This is a genomic window from Streptomyces sp. NPDC088747, from assembly GCF_044751025.1.
GTDB lineage: Bacteria > Actinomycetota > Actinomycetes > Streptomycetales > Streptomycetaceae > Streptomyces.
The window spans coordinates 133,911-150,581 of the sequence record NZ_JBIVKZ010000011.1 but is presented as its reverse complement, the minus strand read 5'-3'; the positions used below and the strand labels follow the sequence as shown (position 1 = coordinate 150,581).

General features: G+C 70.3%; 17 protein-coding genes and 1 pseudogene. 17 read left to right on the top strand and 1 reads right to left on the bottom strand.

Annotated elements, in window-relative coordinates:
• Nucleotides 1-15: 15 nt before the first annotated feature.
• A complete protein-coding gene (gene ftsH, locus ACIP79_RS25290) occupies nt 16-1,947 on the top strand; it encodes an ATP-dependent zinc metalloprotease FtsH (protein WP_401226856.1) in 1,932 nt (643 codons plus the stop codon).
• A 40-nt stretch (nt 1,948-1,987) separates the two neighbouring features.
• Here ftsH and ACIP79_RS25285 read toward each other — a convergent pair whose 3' ends face one another.
• Nucleotides 1,988-2,845 (bottom strand): SAM-dependent methyltransferase, encoded by an 858-nt coding sequence (locus ACIP79_RS25285; RefSeq protein WP_401226854.1) that lies wholly within the window; start codon nt 2,843-2,845, stop codon nt 1,988-1,990.
• 197 nt (nt 2,846-3,042) lie between these two features.
• Here ACIP79_RS25285 and proS point away from each other — a divergent pair, with 197 nt between their 5' ends.
• The 16 genes and pseudogenes from proS to dprA all read left to right on the top strand — a co-directional run bounded on the left by proS (nt 3,043) and on the right by dprA (nt 16,446).
• Complete coding sequence (gene proS / locus ACIP79_RS25280; protein ID WP_401226853.1) at nt 3,043-4,458, top strand: proline--tRNA ligase; 1,416 nt, start codon at nt 3,043-3,045, stop codon at nt 4,456-4,458.
• Nucleotides 4,459-4,709: 251 nt separating this feature from the next.
• Nucleotides 4,710-5,306: a hypothetical protein gene (locus ACIP79_RS25275; RefSeq protein WP_383681667.1), complete on the top strand. Its 597-nt coding sequence runs from the start codon at nt 4,710-4,712 to the stop codon at nt 5,304-5,306.
• 320 nt (nt 5,307-5,626) lie between these two features.
• Entirely contained in the window at nt 5,627-6,046 is a 420-nt protein-coding gene (rpsP, locus tag ACIP79_RS25270) for a 30S ribosomal protein S16 (protein ID WP_383681669.1), read from the top strand.
• Nucleotides 6,047-6,048: 2 nt separating this feature from the next.
• A complete protein-coding gene (locus ACIP79_RS25265; RefSeq protein WP_005479813.1) occupies nt 6,049-6,288 on the top strand; it encodes an RNA-binding protein in 240 nt (79 codons plus the stop codon).
• An 84-nt stretch (nt 6,289-6,372) separates the two neighbouring features.
• Nucleotides 6,373-6,954, top strand: a complete 582-nt coding sequence (gene rimM, locus ACIP79_RS25260; RefSeq protein WP_401226851.1) for a ribosome maturation factor RimM — start codon at nt 6,373-6,375, stop codon at nt 6,952-6,954.
• Nucleotides 6,951-7,772, top strand: coding sequence for a tRNA (guanosine(37)-N1)-methyltransferase TrmD (trmD, locus tag ACIP79_RS25255; RefSeq protein WP_383681672.1), 822 nt, complete (start codon nt 6,951-6,953; stop codon nt 7,770-7,772). The genes rimM and trmD overlap by 4 nt, the downstream gene beginning before the upstream one ends.
• 133 nt (nt 7,773-7,905) lie before the next feature.
• Entirely contained in the window at nt 7,906-8,256 is a 351-nt protein-coding gene (gene rplS, locus ACIP79_RS25250) for a 50S ribosomal protein L19 (RefSeq protein WP_401226849.1), read from the top strand.
• Between the two features lie 91 nt (nt 8,257-8,347).
• Nucleotides 8,348-9,064, top strand: a complete 717-nt coding sequence (gene lepB / locus ACIP79_RS25245) for a signal peptidase I (protein WP_401226848.1) — start codon at nt 8,348-8,350, stop codon at nt 9,062-9,064.
• Nucleotides 9,057-10,142 (top strand): annotated as a pseudogene (gene lepB, locus ACIP79_RS25240) (signal peptidase I); the annotation flags it as partial. The gene lepB (ACIP79_RS25245) and the pseudogene lepB (ACIP79_RS25240), both read left to right, overlap by 8 nt.
• Nucleotides 10,033-10,968: a signal peptidase I gene (gene lepB / locus ACIP79_RS25235; RefSeq protein WP_401226847.1), complete on the top strand. Its 936-nt coding sequence runs from the start codon at nt 10,033-10,035 to the stop codon at nt 10,966-10,968. The pseudogene lepB (ACIP79_RS25240) and the gene lepB (ACIP79_RS25235), both read left to right, overlap by 110 nt.
• A 404-nt stretch (nt 10,969-11,372) precedes the next feature.
• Nucleotides 11,373-12,143 carry a signal peptidase I gene (gene lepB / locus ACIP79_RS25230; protein WP_401226845.1) on the top strand — a complete coding sequence of 257 codons (771 nt, stop codon included), beginning with the start codon at nt 11,373-11,375 and terminating at the stop codon, nt 12,141-12,143.
• A 133-nt stretch (nt 12,144-12,276) separates the two neighbouring features.
• The gene (locus ACIP79_RS25225) at nt 12,277-12,753 is read left to right on the top strand and encodes an NUDIX hydrolase (protein WP_383681724.1); all 477 of its coding nucleotides are present in this window, start codon (nt 12,277-12,279) and stop codon (nt 12,751-12,753) included.
• A gap of 55 nt (nt 12,754-12,808) precedes the next feature.
• Entirely contained in the window at nt 12,809-13,117 is a 309-nt protein-coding gene (locus tag ACIP79_RS25220) for a DUF2469 domain-containing protein (protein ID WP_003965949.1), read from the top strand.
• Between the two features lie 151 nt (nt 13,118-13,268).
• Nucleotides 13,269-13,679, top strand: coding sequence for a YraN family protein (locus tag ACIP79_RS25215; protein WP_401226844.1), 411 nt, complete (start codon nt 13,269-13,271; stop codon nt 13,677-13,679).
• Entirely contained in the window at nt 13,679-15,304 is a 1,626-nt protein-coding gene (locus tag ACIP79_RS25210; protein WP_401226843.1) for a YifB family Mg chelatase-like AAA ATPase, read from the top strand. Before ACIP79_RS25215 ends, ACIP79_RS25210 begins: the two co-directional genes overlap by 1 nt.
• Nucleotides 15,301-16,446, top strand: a complete 1,146-nt coding sequence (dprA, locus tag ACIP79_RS25205) for a DNA-processing protein DprA (protein WP_401226842.1) — start codon at nt 15,301-15,303, stop codon at nt 16,444-16,446. Before ACIP79_RS25210 ends, dprA begins: the two co-directional genes overlap by 4 nt.
• The last annotated feature ends 225 nt before the right edge of the window (nt 16,447-16,671 follow it).

Here is a 16,671-nt window from a genome sequence, read left to right as displayed (position 1 = left end):
TCGTAACGTCCGGATATGACCAACCCCGTGCCGCCGCGCAAGGCTGACCAGCCGTGGCGTTCCGAAGGCACCCCGCCGGAGCCGACACCACCGGCTTCCGGCAAGCGGAAGATGCCGGGTGGCTGGGGCGGGCTGATCCTCACCGCCCTCGTCGTGTACCTGATCGCCAACCTGGTGCTGTCCTTCTTCAACGAGGGCGACGAGCCGACGATCTCGTACACGGAGTTCAGCAAGCAGGTCGACGCCGGCAACGTCACCAAGATCTACTCCAAGGGCGACGCGATCCAGGGCCAGCTCAAGAACGCCCAGGACAACCCGGAGGACGACGGGAAGTACACCAAGTTCAAGACCCAGCGCCCGTCCTTCGCGGACGACCAGCTCTGGGAGGACCTGGAGAAGCACGACGTCACGGTGACCGCCGAGCCGGTGGTCCAGCAGCGCAGCTTCCTGTCCAACCTGCTGATCTCGCTCGCGCCGATGCTGCTCCTCGTCGTCCTGTGGATCTTCATCGCCCGGCGGATGAGCTCGGGGATGGGCGGCGCGGGCGGAATGCTCGGCCGCAAGGCGCCGCCGAAACCGGTCGAGCTCCAGCCCGGTGCCGAGCGCACGACGTTCGCGGACGTGGCCGGGATCGACGAGGTCGAGGGCGAACTCAACGACGTCGTGGACTTCCTGAAGAACCCCGACGAGTACCGGAAAATGGGCGCCAAGATGCCCCGTGGCGTGCTCCTCGCCGGTCCTCCCGGCACCGGAAAGACGCTGCTGGCGCGGGCGGTCGCAGGGGAGGCGGGGGTGCCGTTCTTCTCGGCCTCCGCCTCGGAGTTCATCGAGATGATCGTGGGTGTGGGCGCCTCCCGGGTCCGCGAACTGTTCGCGGAGGCCCGCAAGGTGGCCCCCTCCATCATCTTCATCGACGAGATCGACACCATCGGGCGGGCGCGGGCCGGCGGCTCCGGAATGGGCGGCCACGACGAGCGCGAGCAGACCCTGAACCAGATCCTCACCGAGATGGACGGCTTCTCCGGCGCCGAGGGCGTGATCGTCATCGCCGCGACGAACCGCGCGGACATCCTGGACCCGGCGCTCACCCGGCCCGGCCGCTTCGACCGCGTCGTCAACGTCTCGCCCCCCGACCGCGAGGGCCGCGCGGCGATCCTGGAGATCCACACCCGCGGGATCCCGCTGGCCCCGGACGTGGATCTGACCCAGGTGGCCCGCTCGACTCCGGGCATGACAGGTGCGGATCTGGCCAATCTCGCCAACGAGGCCGCGCTCCTCGCCGTCAAGCGCAAGCAGAAGCAGGTCACGCGGTCGGACCTCTCGGAGGCGCTCGAAAAGGTCCAACTGGGCGCCGTGCGCCCCCTGGTGATGCCCGTCGAGGAACGCCGCCGCACCGCCTATCACGAGAGCGGCCACGCCCTGCTCGGCATGCTCCAGCCCGGGTCCGACCCGGTCCGCAAGATCACCATCGTGCCGCGCGGCCGTGCTCTGGGTGTCACGCTGTCCACCCCGGACGCGGACCGTTACGCGTACACCGAGGAGTACCTGCGCGGTCGCATCATCGGCGCGCTGGGGGGCATGGCCGCCGAGCACGTCGTCTACGGGGTCGTCACCACGGGTTCGGAGAACGACCTTGAGCAGGTCACCAGCCTCGCGCGCGGCATGGTCGCCCGCTGGGGCATGAGCGAACGCGTCGGCCGCCTCTCCGCCCTCCCGAACGACGTCCAGCAGGCCTACGGCCTCGCCGCGGCTCCCGCCACCCTGGACTCGATCGACCACGAGATGCGGCGCATCGTCGACGGGTGCTACGAGGAGGCCTGCGAGAAGCTCCGCGACCACCGCGGGCAGTTGGACGCCCTCGCCGAGGCGCTGCTCGCGAACGAGACCCTGGAGGAGGCGGACGCGTACCGCATCGCGGGGATCACCCGTCCGCCGAAAGAGGGCTAGAGGAAGAGCCGGTGCTTGAGGGACTTCAGGCCGCCGGTCATCAGACCGTACGGGCGATCAGGTACCGGAAGACGTTCGGCATCCACACCGTCCCGTCGGCCCGCTGATGCGGATGCAGCGCCTCCCGCAGCTCCTTGTCGACCTGGGCCGCGTCCGTGGCGCCGACCGCCGCGTCGAAGTGTCCGGTCGACAGCAGCCCCCGCACCGCGCTGTCCGCGTCGGCGTATCCGAAGGGGCAGGCGACCCGGCCCGACCCGTCGGGCCTGAGTCCGGCGCGCTGGGCGACCTCCTCCAGGTCGTCACGGCGGGCGGGCCGCCAACCGCCCGCCCCGCGCAAGGGGTCGGCCAGCCTGGTGGCGACCCGCAGCACGGACGAGGTGGCGCAGCGCTCCGGCGGGCCCCAGCCGGCGAGCACCACGGGCGTCCCCGGCTCGGCGAGCGGTGCCGCGGAGTCCACGAGTTCGGCGAGCCCTTCGGAGTCGCCGGCCAGACCCCCGATGGGCTCGAACGCGGTCACGAGGTTGAACCCGGGCGCCGCCGGGTCGGCCACGTCCCCGGGGGTGCCCTCGACGAGACGGGTGTCGGCACGCGCGCGCGTGCCCCACGTCCTGGGCAGTAACCGCTCCCGCGCGAGGGCCACTCGTTCGGGCGACCTGGAGTCGACCCCGGTGACCGCGGCGCCCCGGGAGGCCGCCGTCAGGAGGGCGAGCCCGGAGCCGCAGCGCAGACCCAGCAGCCGGGTTCCGGCGCCCACGTCGAGTCGCTCGTAGACGGCCTCGTGGAGCGGGACCAGCATCCGCTCCTGGATCTCGGACCAGTCACGCGCGCGTGCACACGGGTCCACCCGGGGTACGGCCCCCGCGTGAGGTAGGTGCTGCCGCACGAGCGTAGGTGTCATCGAAAGCGCCCCAATCCGCCGAGAGTTGCCCTGTCCCCGTCCCCCTGGCTGCCGTAGCAGTGCGTCGCACTTCCCCCGTATGCCAGGTAACTCCGCGCCCGACGTGTCGTCCAGGGGTTACGGCGCCCGGTTTGTGCGCGAGGTGTGCGCTCGGTAAGAATTCACATCCCGGCAACGTGTGCCCGTACCATCGCGCCATGGCCAAGGCACCTGTTCTCACGCCCCGGGCGGACGATTTCCCGCGCTGGTACCAGGATCTGATCAACAAGGCCGAGTTGGCCGACAACGGTCCGGTGCGCGGAACCATGGTCATCCGCCCCTACGGGTACGGCCTGTGGGAGCGGATGCAGCAGGAGATGGACGCCCGGATCAAGGAAGCGGGCGCCCAGAACGCCTACTTCCCGCTCTTCATCCCGCAGTCGTACCTGACGAGGGAGGCCGAGCACGTCGAGGGTTTCGCTCCGGAGCTCGCGGTCGTCACGCACGGCGGCGGCAAGGAGCTGGAGGAGCCGATCGTCGTCCGCCCCACCTCGGAGACGATCGTCAACGACTACTTCTCCAAGTGGGTGCAGAGCTACCGCGACCTGCCGCTGTTGATCAACCAGTGGGCGAACGTGGTCCGTTGGGAGATGCGCCCGCGGGTGTTCCTGCGCACGACGGAGTTCCTGTGGCAGGAGGGGCACACCGCCCACGCCACGTACGAGGACGCCAGGGACTACGCCGCGCACATCCACGAGAAGGTGTACGCCGACTTCATGGTCGAGGTACTCGGGATCGACGTCGTACTCGGCCGCAAGACGGCGAGCGAGCGGTTCGCCGGCGCCGTCAACACCCTCACGCTCGAGGCGATGATGGGCGACGGCAAGGCCCTGCAGATGGGCACCAGCCACGAACTCGGACAGAACTTCGCGAAGGCCTTCCACACCCGGTACCTGTCCAAGGACGGGAAGCAGGAGCTCGTCTGGCAGACCTCCTGGGGGTCCTCGACCCGGATGCTCGGTGGCCTGATCATGTCGCACGGCGACGACGACGGACTGCGGGTGCCGCCCCGGCTGGCCTCCGTACAGGCCGTCGTCCTCGCGATCAAGGGCGACGAGGCGGTTCTGGCCAAGGTCCGCGAGATCGGCGACCGGTTGAAGGCGGCGGGCGTACGGGTGCTGGTCGACGACCGCACGGACACCCCCTTCGGGCGGCGCGCCGTCGACTGGGAACTCAAGGGCGTGCCCGTCCGTATCGAGGTCGGCCCCCGTGACCTGGAGAACGGCACCGCGATGCTGGCCCGTCGTATCCCCGGCGGCAAGGAGCCGGTCGCGATCGACAGCCTCGCGGCCCTGCTTCCCACCGTCCTGGAGGAGGACCAGGCGCTGCTCCTCGCGCAGTCGCGTGCGCGGCGTGAGTCCAGGACGGCGGACGTGTCGACGGTCGAGGAGGCCGTGGAGGCGGCCGTGGCCGGCGGCTGGGCGCGCATTCCGTGGGCCGACCTCGGCGAAGAGGGCGAGGCCAGGCTGGCCGAGCACGCGGTGACCGTACGGTGTCTGATCGCCACGGACGGGTCGGTGCCCGACTCCGACGATTCACCCGGTAACGTCGCTGTCGTGGGCCGCGCGTACTAGGTTCGCCCCAAGGGCGGCCGAAACGTCTCTTGCGCATCTGATGACCACAGCTGACCCCAGGCGCGGATCTCGTCTACGCGCAGGGGCGTACGGGTGTCTACGTACCGGCTAGGCATGAACTGTGAGGCTTCTCCGCAGATCAGCGCACCCGCCCTCGTCCGGACGCATCAGCGGCAACTGACGGGTACGTGCAAATTATTTGGGATGCCCCGGAATAGGAACACTGGGGCACTGAGGCTCGTTGTCATTACGTGAGCACGACACCACCTGTTCTCGCCGCAGAGCTGGCAGAGGCGTGGGCCGATATTCAGCGGCACCACACCGAGCTGCCAGATCTAGCCGCGCCAGAGTCCCTGATCGGAGAGTCGTCGTCCGCCTGCGGGCACGAACTCTCCTTCGAGCGACTGCTTCATGAGGCAGTCCATGGCATCGCAGCCGCGCGCGGAGTCCGCGACACCTCGCGCGCCGGCCGCTACCACAACCGCAGATTCCTCGCGATCGCCGAGGAGTTGGGCCTGGACCATCCCGAGGAGCCGCATCCCAGCAGCGGCTTCTCGCTGGTCACGCTCAACCCCGAGGCGAAGCGCCGCTATCGCCCGACCATCGAGCGGTTGCAGCGTTCCCTCAAGGCCCATACCGTCGCGACCGCCGCGGACACCGCGCGCAGTTTCCGGGGGCCGGCCGCAAGGCACGGTTCCTCCGGAGGGGGCGTGCGCGTGAAGGCGGTGTGCGACTGCGGCCGCAACGTACGGGTCGTTCCTTCGGTGCTCGCCCAGGCGCCGATCGTGTGCGGGGGGTGCGGCAAACCGTTCAGGATTCCCGAGGTGGTCGGCGCGGCGGCGGGCTGAACCGGCATCTCGTAGGTACCGGGTCGCGGGGACCCGGTCGGCCCGAGTGGGCCTCGGCGGTGAGCGTCGGCATCTCGTGGATGCCGGAAAACACGGTCGGGGCCCGGCTCGTACGGGCGCCGCGAGCCGTCGAGCCAGGTAAGCCGGTCACCGAGGTCCGGCCGCACGTCAGGGTGTGGCAGAATGGCTGGCTGTACTCGACAGTCGCATAGGACCCCTCTCTCCTCCGGCTGACGCGTCCATCGGGCACTCGGGTACCGCAACCCCACGCGGCAATCTCGCCGTGCCCAACCACGTCAAGACCAGGAGACACCACTTCCGTGGCAGTCAAGATCAAGCTGAAGCGTCTGGGCAAGATCCGTTCGCCTCACTACCGCATCGTCGTCGCCGACTCCCGTACCCGCCGTGACGGCCGGGCCATCGAGGAGATCGGCCTGTACCACCCGGTGCAGAACCCCTCGCGCATCGAGGTCGACACCGAGCGTGCGCAGTACTGGCTGGGTGTCGGCGCACAGCCGACCGAGCCCGTTCTCGCCATCCTCAAGCTGACCGGCGACTGGCAGAAGTTCAAGGGCCTGCCGGCCCCGGCTCCGCTGCTCGTGGCCGAGCCGAAGGCCGCGCGCCCGCTGTTCGACGCCCTCGGTGGCGAGGACACGGGCAAGGGTGAGGCCATCACCCAGAAGAAGAAGGCTGAGAAGAAGGACGAGGCTCCGGCCGAGTCCGAGTCGACCGAGGCCTGAGCATGCTCGAGGAGGCTCTCGAGCACCTCGTGAAGGGCATCGTCGACAACCCCGACGACGTGCAGGTCGCCTCGCGCGACCTGCGCCGTGGGCGCGTTCTCGAGGTCCGGGTACACCCCGACGACCTCGGTAAGGTGATCGGCCGCAACGGCCGCACCGCGCGTGCCCTGCGTACCGTCGTGGGTGCCATCGGCGGCCGTGGCGTCCGCGTCGACCTCGTCGACGTGGATCACGTCCGCTGACGTACAAGCAGCACCGGCTCGGGCCGGGGAGGGCCTACTGGGCCGTCCCCGGCCCGTAGTCGTACCGACAGGAGATCAAGCACAGTGCAGCTGGTAGTCGCTCGCGTCGGCCGCGCCCATGGCATCAAGGGCGAGGTCACGGTGGAGGTACGTACCGACGAGCCGGAACTCAGGCTCGGGCCCGGCGCCGTCCTGCTCACCGACCCGGCCACCACCGGGCCGCTGACCGTCGAGACGGGCCGCGTCCACAGCGGCCGTCTCCTGCTGCGCTTCGAGGGCGTCCGCGACCGGACCGCCGCCGAGGCGCTCCGCAACACCCTGCTCATCGCCGAGATCGACCCGGACGACAGGCCCGAGGACCCGGACGAGTACTACGACCACCAGCTGATGGACCTGGACGTCGTCATGGTCGACGGCACCGAGGTCGGGCGGATCACCGAGATCTCGCACCTGCCGTCCCAGGACCTCTTCGTGGTCGAGCGGCCGGACGGGACCGAGGTGCTGATCCCGTTCGTCGAGGAGATCGTCACTGAGATCGACCTGGACGAGCAGCGGGCCGTCATCGATCCGCCGCCGGGGCTCATCGACGACCGCGCCGAGATCGCCTCGTCGAGGGACGTGGATGGGGCCGAGGGCGTGGATGGGGACGAGGACGAGGACGTATGAGGCTCGACGTCGTCACGATCTTCCCCGAGTACCTGGAACCTCTGAACGTCTCGCTAGTCGGCAAGGCACGCGCGCGTGGACAGCTGAACGTGCACGTGCATGATCTCCGGGAGTGGGCGTACGACCGCCACAACACGGTCGACGACACCCCCTACGGCGGCGGCCCCGGCATGGTCATGAAGACCGACCCGTGGGGCGACGCCCTGGACTCCGCGCTCGCGGACGGCTACGAGAGCGGCTCCCACGGACCCGTACTCGTCGTACCCACGCCCAGCGGACGCCCCTTCACCCAGGAGCTCGCCGTCGAGCTCTCCGAGCGCCCCTGGCTGGTCTTCACCCCCGCCCGTTACGAGGGCATCGACCGGCGGGTCATCGACGAGTACGCGACCCGGATGCCTGTTCACGAGGTGTCGATCGGGGACTACGTACTGGCCGGCGGCGAGGCCGCCGTACTCGTCGTCACCGAGGCCGTGGCGCGCCTGCTGCCGGGTGTCCTCGGCAACGCCGAGTCGCACCGGGACGACTCCTTCGCCCCCGGGGCCATGGCCAACCTCCTGGAGGGGCCCGTCTACACCAAGCCCCCCGAGTGGCGCGGCCGCGGGATCCCCGACGTGCTGCTCAGTGGTCACCACGGGAAGGTCGCCCGCTGGCGCCGGGACGAGGCGCTGCGGCGTACGACGGAGAACCGCCCCGACCTGATCGAGCGCTGCGACCCCTCGGCCTTCGACAAGAAGGACCGCGAGATGCTCTCGATCCTGGGCTGGGCGCCCGGTCCCGACGGCCGATTTTGGCGCAGGCCGGAGGCCGTGGAACAATAGGGGGCTGTTGTGCGTCGTCCGGCGTGCGCCCCTGCCACAGGGGGACACGACGCCCGCCCCGACGGGGACAGCACCTTCTTTGGAAAACGACTTCCGGTGATGACCTGTGGCATCAGCGAAGAAAGCAGACGAAATGACCCACCTGCTCGACTCCGTCGACAACGCGTCGCTGCGCAGCGACGTCCCGGCCTTCCGCCCGGGTGACACCGTCAACGTCCACGTCCGCGTCATCGAGGGCAACCGCTCCCGTGTGCAGCAGTTCAAGGGCGTAGTCATCCGCCGCCAGGGCTCGGGTGTCCGCGAGACCTTCACGGTCCGCAAGGTCTCCTTCTCCGTGGGCGTCGAGCGCACGTTCCCGGTGCACACCCCGATCGTCGAGAAGGTCGAGCTCGTCACCCGCGGTGACGTGCGTCGCGCCAAGCTCTACTACCTGCGCGACCTGCGCGGCAAGGCCGCGAAGATCAAGGAGAAGCGCGACAACTGAGCTCGCGCGACCGCGGTGCGCCGCGGACGGACGAGCCGGTGAGAAGTCGGTAAGAAGGTGTCGTGCGGGGGCCGGATAACATCTGGCTCCGATGAACACCGAAGCACAGCACACGGAGCGCGATCGCTCCTCCCGCCCCTCCGAGTCCGAGGAGACCTCGGACACAGGGGGACGGGAGGGACGGTCGCGTTTCGCTTTGGCGGCCCGTGCCGCCGACTGGCTTCCGGGCGGGCGGATCACCCTCACCGCGCTGGTCTGCCTGGTCTTTCTGCTCCTTGTCAGCACCTTCGTGATGCAGCCCTTCCAGATTCCCAGCGGCTCGATGCAGCCCGGATTGAGGATCGGGGACCGCGTTCTCGTAAATAAGTTGGCGTACCGTTTCGGTGCTGAGCCGCAGCGGGGTGACGTCGTTGTCTTCGACGGAACCGGGTACTTCGGAAACGCTGACTACATCAAGCGCGTTGTCGGTGTGGGGGGAGACCACGTGGTCTGCTGCGACAAGGAGGGGAGGCTCGACGTGAACGGCCGGCCGGTCGACGAGTCGACGTTTCTGTACCCGGGGGACAGCCCGTCCGACGTGGCTTTCGACGTCGTCGTGCCTGACGGCACCCTCTTCCTCCTCGGCGACCACCGCGGCGACTCCAGCGATTCCCGTGACCATCTGGGCTCTCCCGGAGGCGGCATGGTCCCGGTCGGCGACGTGATCGGCAGAGCGGACTGGATCGCCTGGCCCGCCGGCCACTGGACCCGGCTGACGCGCCCCACCGCCTACGCGCGCGTGCCCGCCGCGGACGGTGCCCATGGGTAACCGCGGCAGACCGCGCGGAGTTTCCAGCCATCCCGCCGACAACCTGCTGCCCACCGGGTCGCGGCGCGCGTCCGGCGGCGCGGCCCGCCCCAGCCGCGTCGAGCGGCGCAAGCTGGCCCGCAAGATCAAGCGGCGCAGGCGGCGTTCGTCGGTCAAGGAGATACCGCTCCTCGTCGGGGTCGCCGTCCTGATAGCCCTGGTCCTGAAGACCTTCCTCGTCCAGGCCTTCGTGATCCCTTCGGGCTCCATGGAGAACACGATCCAGATCGGTGACCGTGTCCTGGTCGACAAATTCACCCCCTGGTTCGGCTCCAAGCCGCAGCGCGGTGACGTCGTGGTGTTCAAGGACCCGGGCGGCTGGCTCACCGCGGAGGAGACCAAGAAGGGGGACGACCCCATCGTGATCAAGCAGGTCAAGCAAGGTCTCACCTTCATCGGCCTCCTGCCGTCCGACAACGAGAAGGACCTCATCAAGCGCGTCGTAGGCGTCGGCGGGGACACGGTCAAGTGCTGTGACGCGCAGGGCCGGGTGACCGTCAACGGAACGCCGCTGAGCGAGCCGTACATCCTGTCCGGCGACAAACCCTCCGACTTCGCGTTCGAGGTGAAGGTGCCTTCGGGGCGTCTCTTTGTCATGGGCGACCACCGGTCCAACTCCGCCGACTCCCGCTACCACCGCACCGACAAGTTCGCCGGCACCGTCTCCGAGGACTCCGTCGTCGGCCGGGCCATGATCATCGCCTGGCCCGTCGGACACTGGACGCGGCTGGAGGAGCCGGGCACCTACGGCTCCGTGGCCGCCGCGCCTGGAGGGGCGACCTCCGCTCTGCTCACGTCGCATAGGGTGGCCCCTGCGGATCCAGACGGATTGATCCCGCTCCCGAGCCCTGCGGAACTCCCGCTCGTTATGGGAGTGGTGGGCCTGCGGCGAATCCGGCGCGGGCTGCGGCACGGAGTGAGGAGTGGATGTGGGGGATGTGGCGGTCGGCGCACGGTCCGGACACGAAGGTCCCGAAGGGCGCCCGGAGCGGCCCGACGACTCGGCTGCCCCAGCTGTAGACGCCGAAAACTCCGAGAGCGGCTCCGTGGACGACCGCGCGGAGCAGGAGAGCACGGTCCAGGACGACCGGCCCGGCAAGCCGAAGCAGCGCTCCTTCTGGAAGGAGCTGCCGATCCTGATCGGCATCGCCCTGGTGCTCGCGCTGCTCATCAAGACGTTCCTGGTGCAGGCGTTCTCGATCCCCTCGGACTCGATGCAGAACACCCTCCAGCAGGGTGACCGTGTCCTCGTCGACAAGCTGACCCCGTGGTTCGGTTCCGAGCCGGAGCGCGGCGAGGTCGTCGTCTTCCACGATCCCGACAGCTGGCTGGCCGGCGAGCCCGCGGCCAACCCGAACGCCCTTCAGACGGTCCTCAGTTGGATCGGCCTCATGCCGTCCGCCGAGGAGAAGGACCTCATCAAGCGGGTCATCGGAGTCGGCGGCGACACCATCGAGTGCAAGGGCACCGGACCGCTGAAGGTCAACGGCATTGCGCTGAACGAGCCTTACGTGTACCCCGGCAACACCCCGTGCAGCGTCGACGAGGAGGGCGGCCAGTTCAAGGTCACCGTTCCCAGCGGCGACATCTGGGTGATGGGCGACCACCGCCAGAACTCCCGGGACTCGCGGTACAACCAGACGGACAAGAACCACGGCATGGTCCCGGTGGACGAGGTCGTCGGGCGCGCCATCGTCAAGGCGTGGCCCATCAACCGCTGGGGCACCCTCCCGGTTCCGGACACCTTCGACCAGTCGGGCCTCGACGACAAGGCGGTGGCCGCGGTCACCCCGCCGGGTGCCGTGGCACTCGTCGGAGCCGTCCCGCTGGTTCTGGTACGGCGTCGGCGCAGGGCGTCCGAGTAGCCCCCTAACTCCATAACTCCATAACCCCTCGAAGCGTCCTCACGGGGCCGGTGCGCGCGGATTCTTCCGGGCGCACCGGCCTCTTTGCTGCGGACCGGCTTCTTCGGTGTGTACCGGCTTCTTCGGTCGTACGGCGCTTTCGGGGCGCGGTGCGGGCTGGCGCTATCCGGCCGGGGTGGGGCGGGCCGGGGCCGGCTTGGTGGGCCGGGGTGTAACGCGGCGCGGGGCGCGGGCTTGGTGGTGCCGGGCGTCCCACGGGCCGGGTCGGTGGGCCGGGGCGTCCAGCGGCGCGGGGCCGGTGGGCCGGGGCGGCTCGCGGCGCGGTGAGGACTCGGTGGTGCCGGTGTGTGCAGACCGAATCTTGGGCTGACCTCCGCCGCTACCCCCGGGTAGGGTGCGGATCCATGGGTGGCGAGAGCTCGACAGGTACGGCCGCGCGCGGCGGCACACGCAACACCCCGGCGAGCGGCCGGACCGGAGAGGTGCTGTCCGGGGTCGCTGTCGCCCTGGGCCTGGTGCTCTTCCTCGGCGGCTTCGTCTGGGGAGCGGTGGTCTACCGGCCCTACACCGTGCCCACCACCTCAATGACCCCGACGATCGACGCCGGGGACCGGGTGCTGGCGCAGCGCGTCGACGGTGACCAGGTCCGGCGGGGCGACGTCGTCGTCTTCAAGCAGGCCACCTGGGGCGACGTACCGATGGTCAAGCGTGTGGTCGCCGTCGGCGGCGACGAGGTCGCCTGCTGCACGGACGGCAAGCTGACCGTCAACGGCAAGCAGATCGACGAGCCGTATCTCCCCAAGGGCTCGGCGGCCGAGCTCGTCGGCATCCCGTCCGTCACGGTTCCGGACGGCAACCTCTTCCTGCTCGGCGACGAGCGCACCGGGTCCCTCGACTCCACGGCCCACCTGACGGACGCCGCCAACGGAACGGTGCCGCGCACCGCCGTGCGGGCCCGGGTCGACGCCGTCGCCTGGCCCATGAACGGCATGCTCGGGCGGCCGACCGGCTTCGAGACCCTGGGCGCCCTCTCCGAGCCGGGACCGCTGCCCCTGATCGTGGGCGCGGTGGTGGGCGGCGCGGTGCTCGTCCTCGGCGGCGCGGCGTACGGTCCGGTCGCCAAGCACGCGAGCCGGCGCGGCCGGGCCCGGACGGAGCTCGCGGGTGCCCGCTGAGGTGCCGTACGACGGGACCGCGCAGGACGGGACTCCGTACGACGGGACTGCGTACCACGGAGTGTCACCGACTGCGCACGACGGGACTGCGCACGACGTCGGGACCGCGGCCCCGGACGAGTACACGGGCGGGCTGCGCAGAGTCGCCCGTGTGGTGCTGCTCGACCCCGATGACCGGATCCTGCTGCTGCACGGGCACGAGCCGGACGACCCCTCGGACGACTGGTGGTTCACGCCCGGCGGCGGCCTGGAGGGCGACGAGACACGCGAGCAGGCCGCGCTGCGGGAGCTCACGGAGGAGACCGGCATCACCGAGGTCGAACTGGGCCCGGTGCTGTGGCGGCGGAGGTGCTCCTTCCCCTTCGCCGGGCGCCGCTGGGACCAGGACGAGTGGTACTACCTGGCCCGTACGACCCAGACGGTGACGGTGGCCGCCGGGCTGACGGAACTGGAACGGCGCAGCGTCGCCGGAGCACGTTGGTGGACGTGCCGGGAACTTCACCAGGCACATGAGACGGTGTATCCGACCAGACTCGCCGAGCTGCTGCGCAGGGTGCTCGACGAGGGTCCCCCGGCCACGCCCGAGGTCCTCGACACCGAAATCGTCTAGGGGCCCGCGGGGCTGGCGCACAATGGGGGGACGCACGGCTGAAGGGGAACATGCCATGAGCGCCGAGGACCTCGAGAAGTACGAGACCGAGATGGAGCTGAAGCTCTATCGGGAGTACCGCGATGTCGTCGGTCTGTTCAAATATGTGATCGAGACCGAACGGCGCTTCTACCTCACCAACGACTACGAGATGCAGGTGCACTCGGTTCAGGGTGAGGTGTTTTTCGAGGTATCCATGGCGGATGCCTGGGTGTGGGACATGTACAGGCCCGCTCGCTTCGTGAAGCAGGTAAGGGTACTCACGTTCAAGGACGTGAATATCGAGGAGCTGAACAAGAGCGATCTGGAGCTGCCGGGCGGTTGATGACACGGGGTGGCTGTTCGCCGGGCGTCCGCTCACGGAGCGGGCGCCCGCTCGTGTGAGGGACGGAGTTCTCCACAGGCGGCACGTCATCCACCAAGATCCAACAGCGGGCCGGAACGGCCGCAATGTTGGCGCCGGAGGTGGTGCCGACATGAACACACGCAACGCAAAGGGCAACGCGCGTCGAGGTGCGGGAAGCAGCGCACAGCGCGGAGCGCTGGGCAGGTACGGCGAGGATCTGGCCGCGCGGCGGCTGACCGAGGCCGGCATGACGGTCCTGGCGCGCAACTGGCGCTCCGGCAGGGCGGGCGAGATCGACATCGTGGCCCGTGACGGCGACGCGCTGGTCGTCTGCGAGGTGAAGACCCGCAGGGACGGAGCCTTCGAACACCCGATGGCGGCCGTCACGCCGGCCAAGGCGCAACGCCTGCGCCGCCTGGCCGAACGCTGGCTCCAGGAACATGGCGGGGCTCCGCCGGGCGGCGTCCGCATCGACCTGGTCGGCGTCGTCCTGCCGGACCGCGGGGCGCCCGCGGTCGAGCATGCGCGGGGGGTGGCGTGATGGGATTCGCCCGTACGTGTTCGGTGGCGCTGGTCGGTGTCGAGGGCGTCGTCGTGGAGGTCCAGGCGGACCTGGAGCCGGGGGTCGCGGCGTTCACCCTGGTGGGACTGCCGGACAAGAGTCTGACGGAGAGCAAGGACCGGGTCCGTGCGGCCCTGGTGAACTCCGGGGCCGCGTGGCCGCAGAAGAAGCTGACAGTCGGGCTGAGCCCCGCCTCCGTCCCCAAGAGCGGTTCGGGGTTCGATCTCGCGATCGCGTGTGCCGTACTGGGCGCCTGCGAACGGATCGATCCGCGGGTGCTCGCCGACATCGTGATGATCGGCGAGCTGGGGCTCGACGGCCGGGTCCGGCCGGTGCGCGGAGTCCTGCCCGCCGTCCTGGCCGCGGCGAATTCCGGGTACGAGCAGGTGGTGGTGCCCGAGTGCGCCGCGGCTGAGGCCTCGCTCGTGCCGGGGGTATCGGTGCTCGGGGTCCGCAGTCTGCGCCAGCTGATCGCCGTCCTCACGGACGAGCCGGTGCCCGAGGAGGATCCGGACGAGCAGGGGCGGCCCGATCCGCTGCTGGCCGGTCTGCGTATGCCGGGCACCGGAGAGGCCACCGGCCTGTGCGGCATGGCGGTGCCGGAACACGACCAGGGGCACGACCTCGCGGACGTCGTCGGCCAGTTGTCGGCGCGCACGGCCATGGAGGTGGCGGCCGCCGGTGGTCACCACGTCTTCCTCCAGGGCCCGCCCGGCGCGGGCAAGACGATGCTCGCCGAGCGGATGCCGTCGCTGCTGCCCCGCCTCAACCGGCAGGAGTCCCTGGAGGTCACCGCGATCCACTCGGTGGCCGGCCTGCTGCCGCCGGGCAAGCCCATGGTGGACATCCCGCCGTACTGCGCCCCCCACCATTCGGCGACGATGCAGTCCCTCGTCGGCGGCGGCAAGGGGCTCGCCAGGCCCGGTGCGGTGTCCCTGTCGCACAGGGGTGTGCTTTTTCTGGATGAAGCACCGGAATTCAGCGGTTTTGTGCTCGATGCCCTGCGGCAGCCCCTGGAGGCGGGGCATGTCGTGATCGCGCGCAGCGCCGGGGTCGTGCGGTTTCCCGCGAAGTTCCTGATGGTCCTCGCCGCCAACCCCTGCCCCTGCGGGCGGTTCAGCGTGGCGAACGACATCTGTGAGTGCCCGCCCTCCTCCGTCCGCCGGTATCAGGCGAGGCTGTCCGGGCCGCTCATCGACCGGATCGACCTGCGGGTCGAGGTCGAGCCGGTCACCCTGTCCGAGCTGACGGCGGTGGGTGCCCTGGGCGAGTCGACCCGGACGGTCGCCGACCGGGTGCGTGCCGCACGCGAGCGTTCCGCCGCGCGGCTGGCCGGCACCCACTGGCACACCAACAGTGAGGTGCCGGGGCGCGAGTTGCGCAGCCGCTGGCAGGCGCTCCCGGGCGCGATGGCCGAGGCTGAGCGCGGACTGGAGCGAGGCGTGCTGACCGCGCGCGGCCTGGACCGGGTGCTCCGCGTCGCCTGGACCGTGGCCGACCTCTCGGGGCACGACCGGCCCGACGCCGGGGACGTGGCCCTGGCCCTGCAACTGCGCACGGGAGTCCCACGCGGGGTACCGATGATGATCGGTTCGCCGTCATGACGGACGACGAGCGGCTGGCCCGTGTCGCCCTGACGCGGGTCCTCGAACCGGGCGACGAACTCGGCGGGCGATGGCTGCGGGAGTTCGGTGCGGTGGAGGTGGTACGGCGGCTGGTGGAGGGACGGGAGCCGCTGCCCGGCGCGAGCGCGCAGCGCTGGGAGGGGATGCGGGGCAGGGCCGCCCGGATGCGCCCCGAGCGGGATCTGGCGGAGGCGCGCGACGCCGGCGCGAGGTTCATCTGCCCGGGTGAGCCGCAGTGGCCCGCGCAGCTCGACGACCTGGGCGACGCCCGGCCGACCGGACTCTGGGTACGGGGGCGGCCCAGCCTGCGGATATGGGCACTTCGCTCGGTCGCCGTCGTCGGAGCGCGGGCCTGCACCGAGTACGGGGCGCACATGGCGGCGAGGCTGGGCGCGGGTCTCGCCGAGCGCGGGTGGGTGGTCGTGTCGGGCGGCGCCTACGGCGTGGACGGCGCCGTGCACCGGGGTGCCCTCGGGGCGGGCGGTGCCACCGTCGCCGTGCTGGCCTGCGGTGTCGACAGGCCCTATCCGCGCGGGCACACCGAGTTGATCAGCAGAATCGCCGAACAGGGTCTGGTGGTCGGAGAGTTGCCGCCCGGCGACCACCCCACGCCGAGCAGATTCATCCTCCGGAACAGGGTCATCGCGGCACTCACCCGGGGAACCGTGGTCGTCGAGGCCGCCTATCGCAGCGGCGCGCTGGTCACGGCCCGTGCGGCGGCGCGGCTCGGCAGGTTCACCATGGGGGTGCCGGGGCCCGTCACCAGCGGGCTGTCGGCGGGGGTGCACGAGCTGTTGCGCGGGGACGCGGTCCTGGTCTCCGACGCCGCGGAAGTCGCGGAGCTGGTGGGTGACATAGGGGACCTGGCTCCCGACCGGCGAGGGCCCGTGCTGCCGCGCGACCTGCTCGATCCCGGCGCCGGGCGGGTGCTGGCGGCACTGCCGGCCCGCGGCCTGATGGCGGCCGAGGAGGTCGCCCGAGGCGCGGGGACCACGACTGACGAGGCGGTCGGGAGGCTGTACGAACTCCGAGCACTTGGTTTCGTCGAACGACACGGCGACGGCTGGAAGTTGACACGCCAGGCGATGATCTCCCTCCGCGGTGATCGAAGCGGGTGTTGACCGAGCGTGTTCGGCCGTCCGGGCGAACGCCGACAGCCTTGACAATTCCCGCAGTTGGCGTCTCCCGGTCGTCACACAGGGCGATCACCGGGACCCCGACGGCCACCCAGCGGAACGTATCTGCGCAGGGGTGATCCCCCGGCCTTCGCGCACTGCGACGCTCCAGTCACGCTACGCTCACGGGGTTTCCGGCGCAGACAGGGAACTCGACATCAGACAGACAGC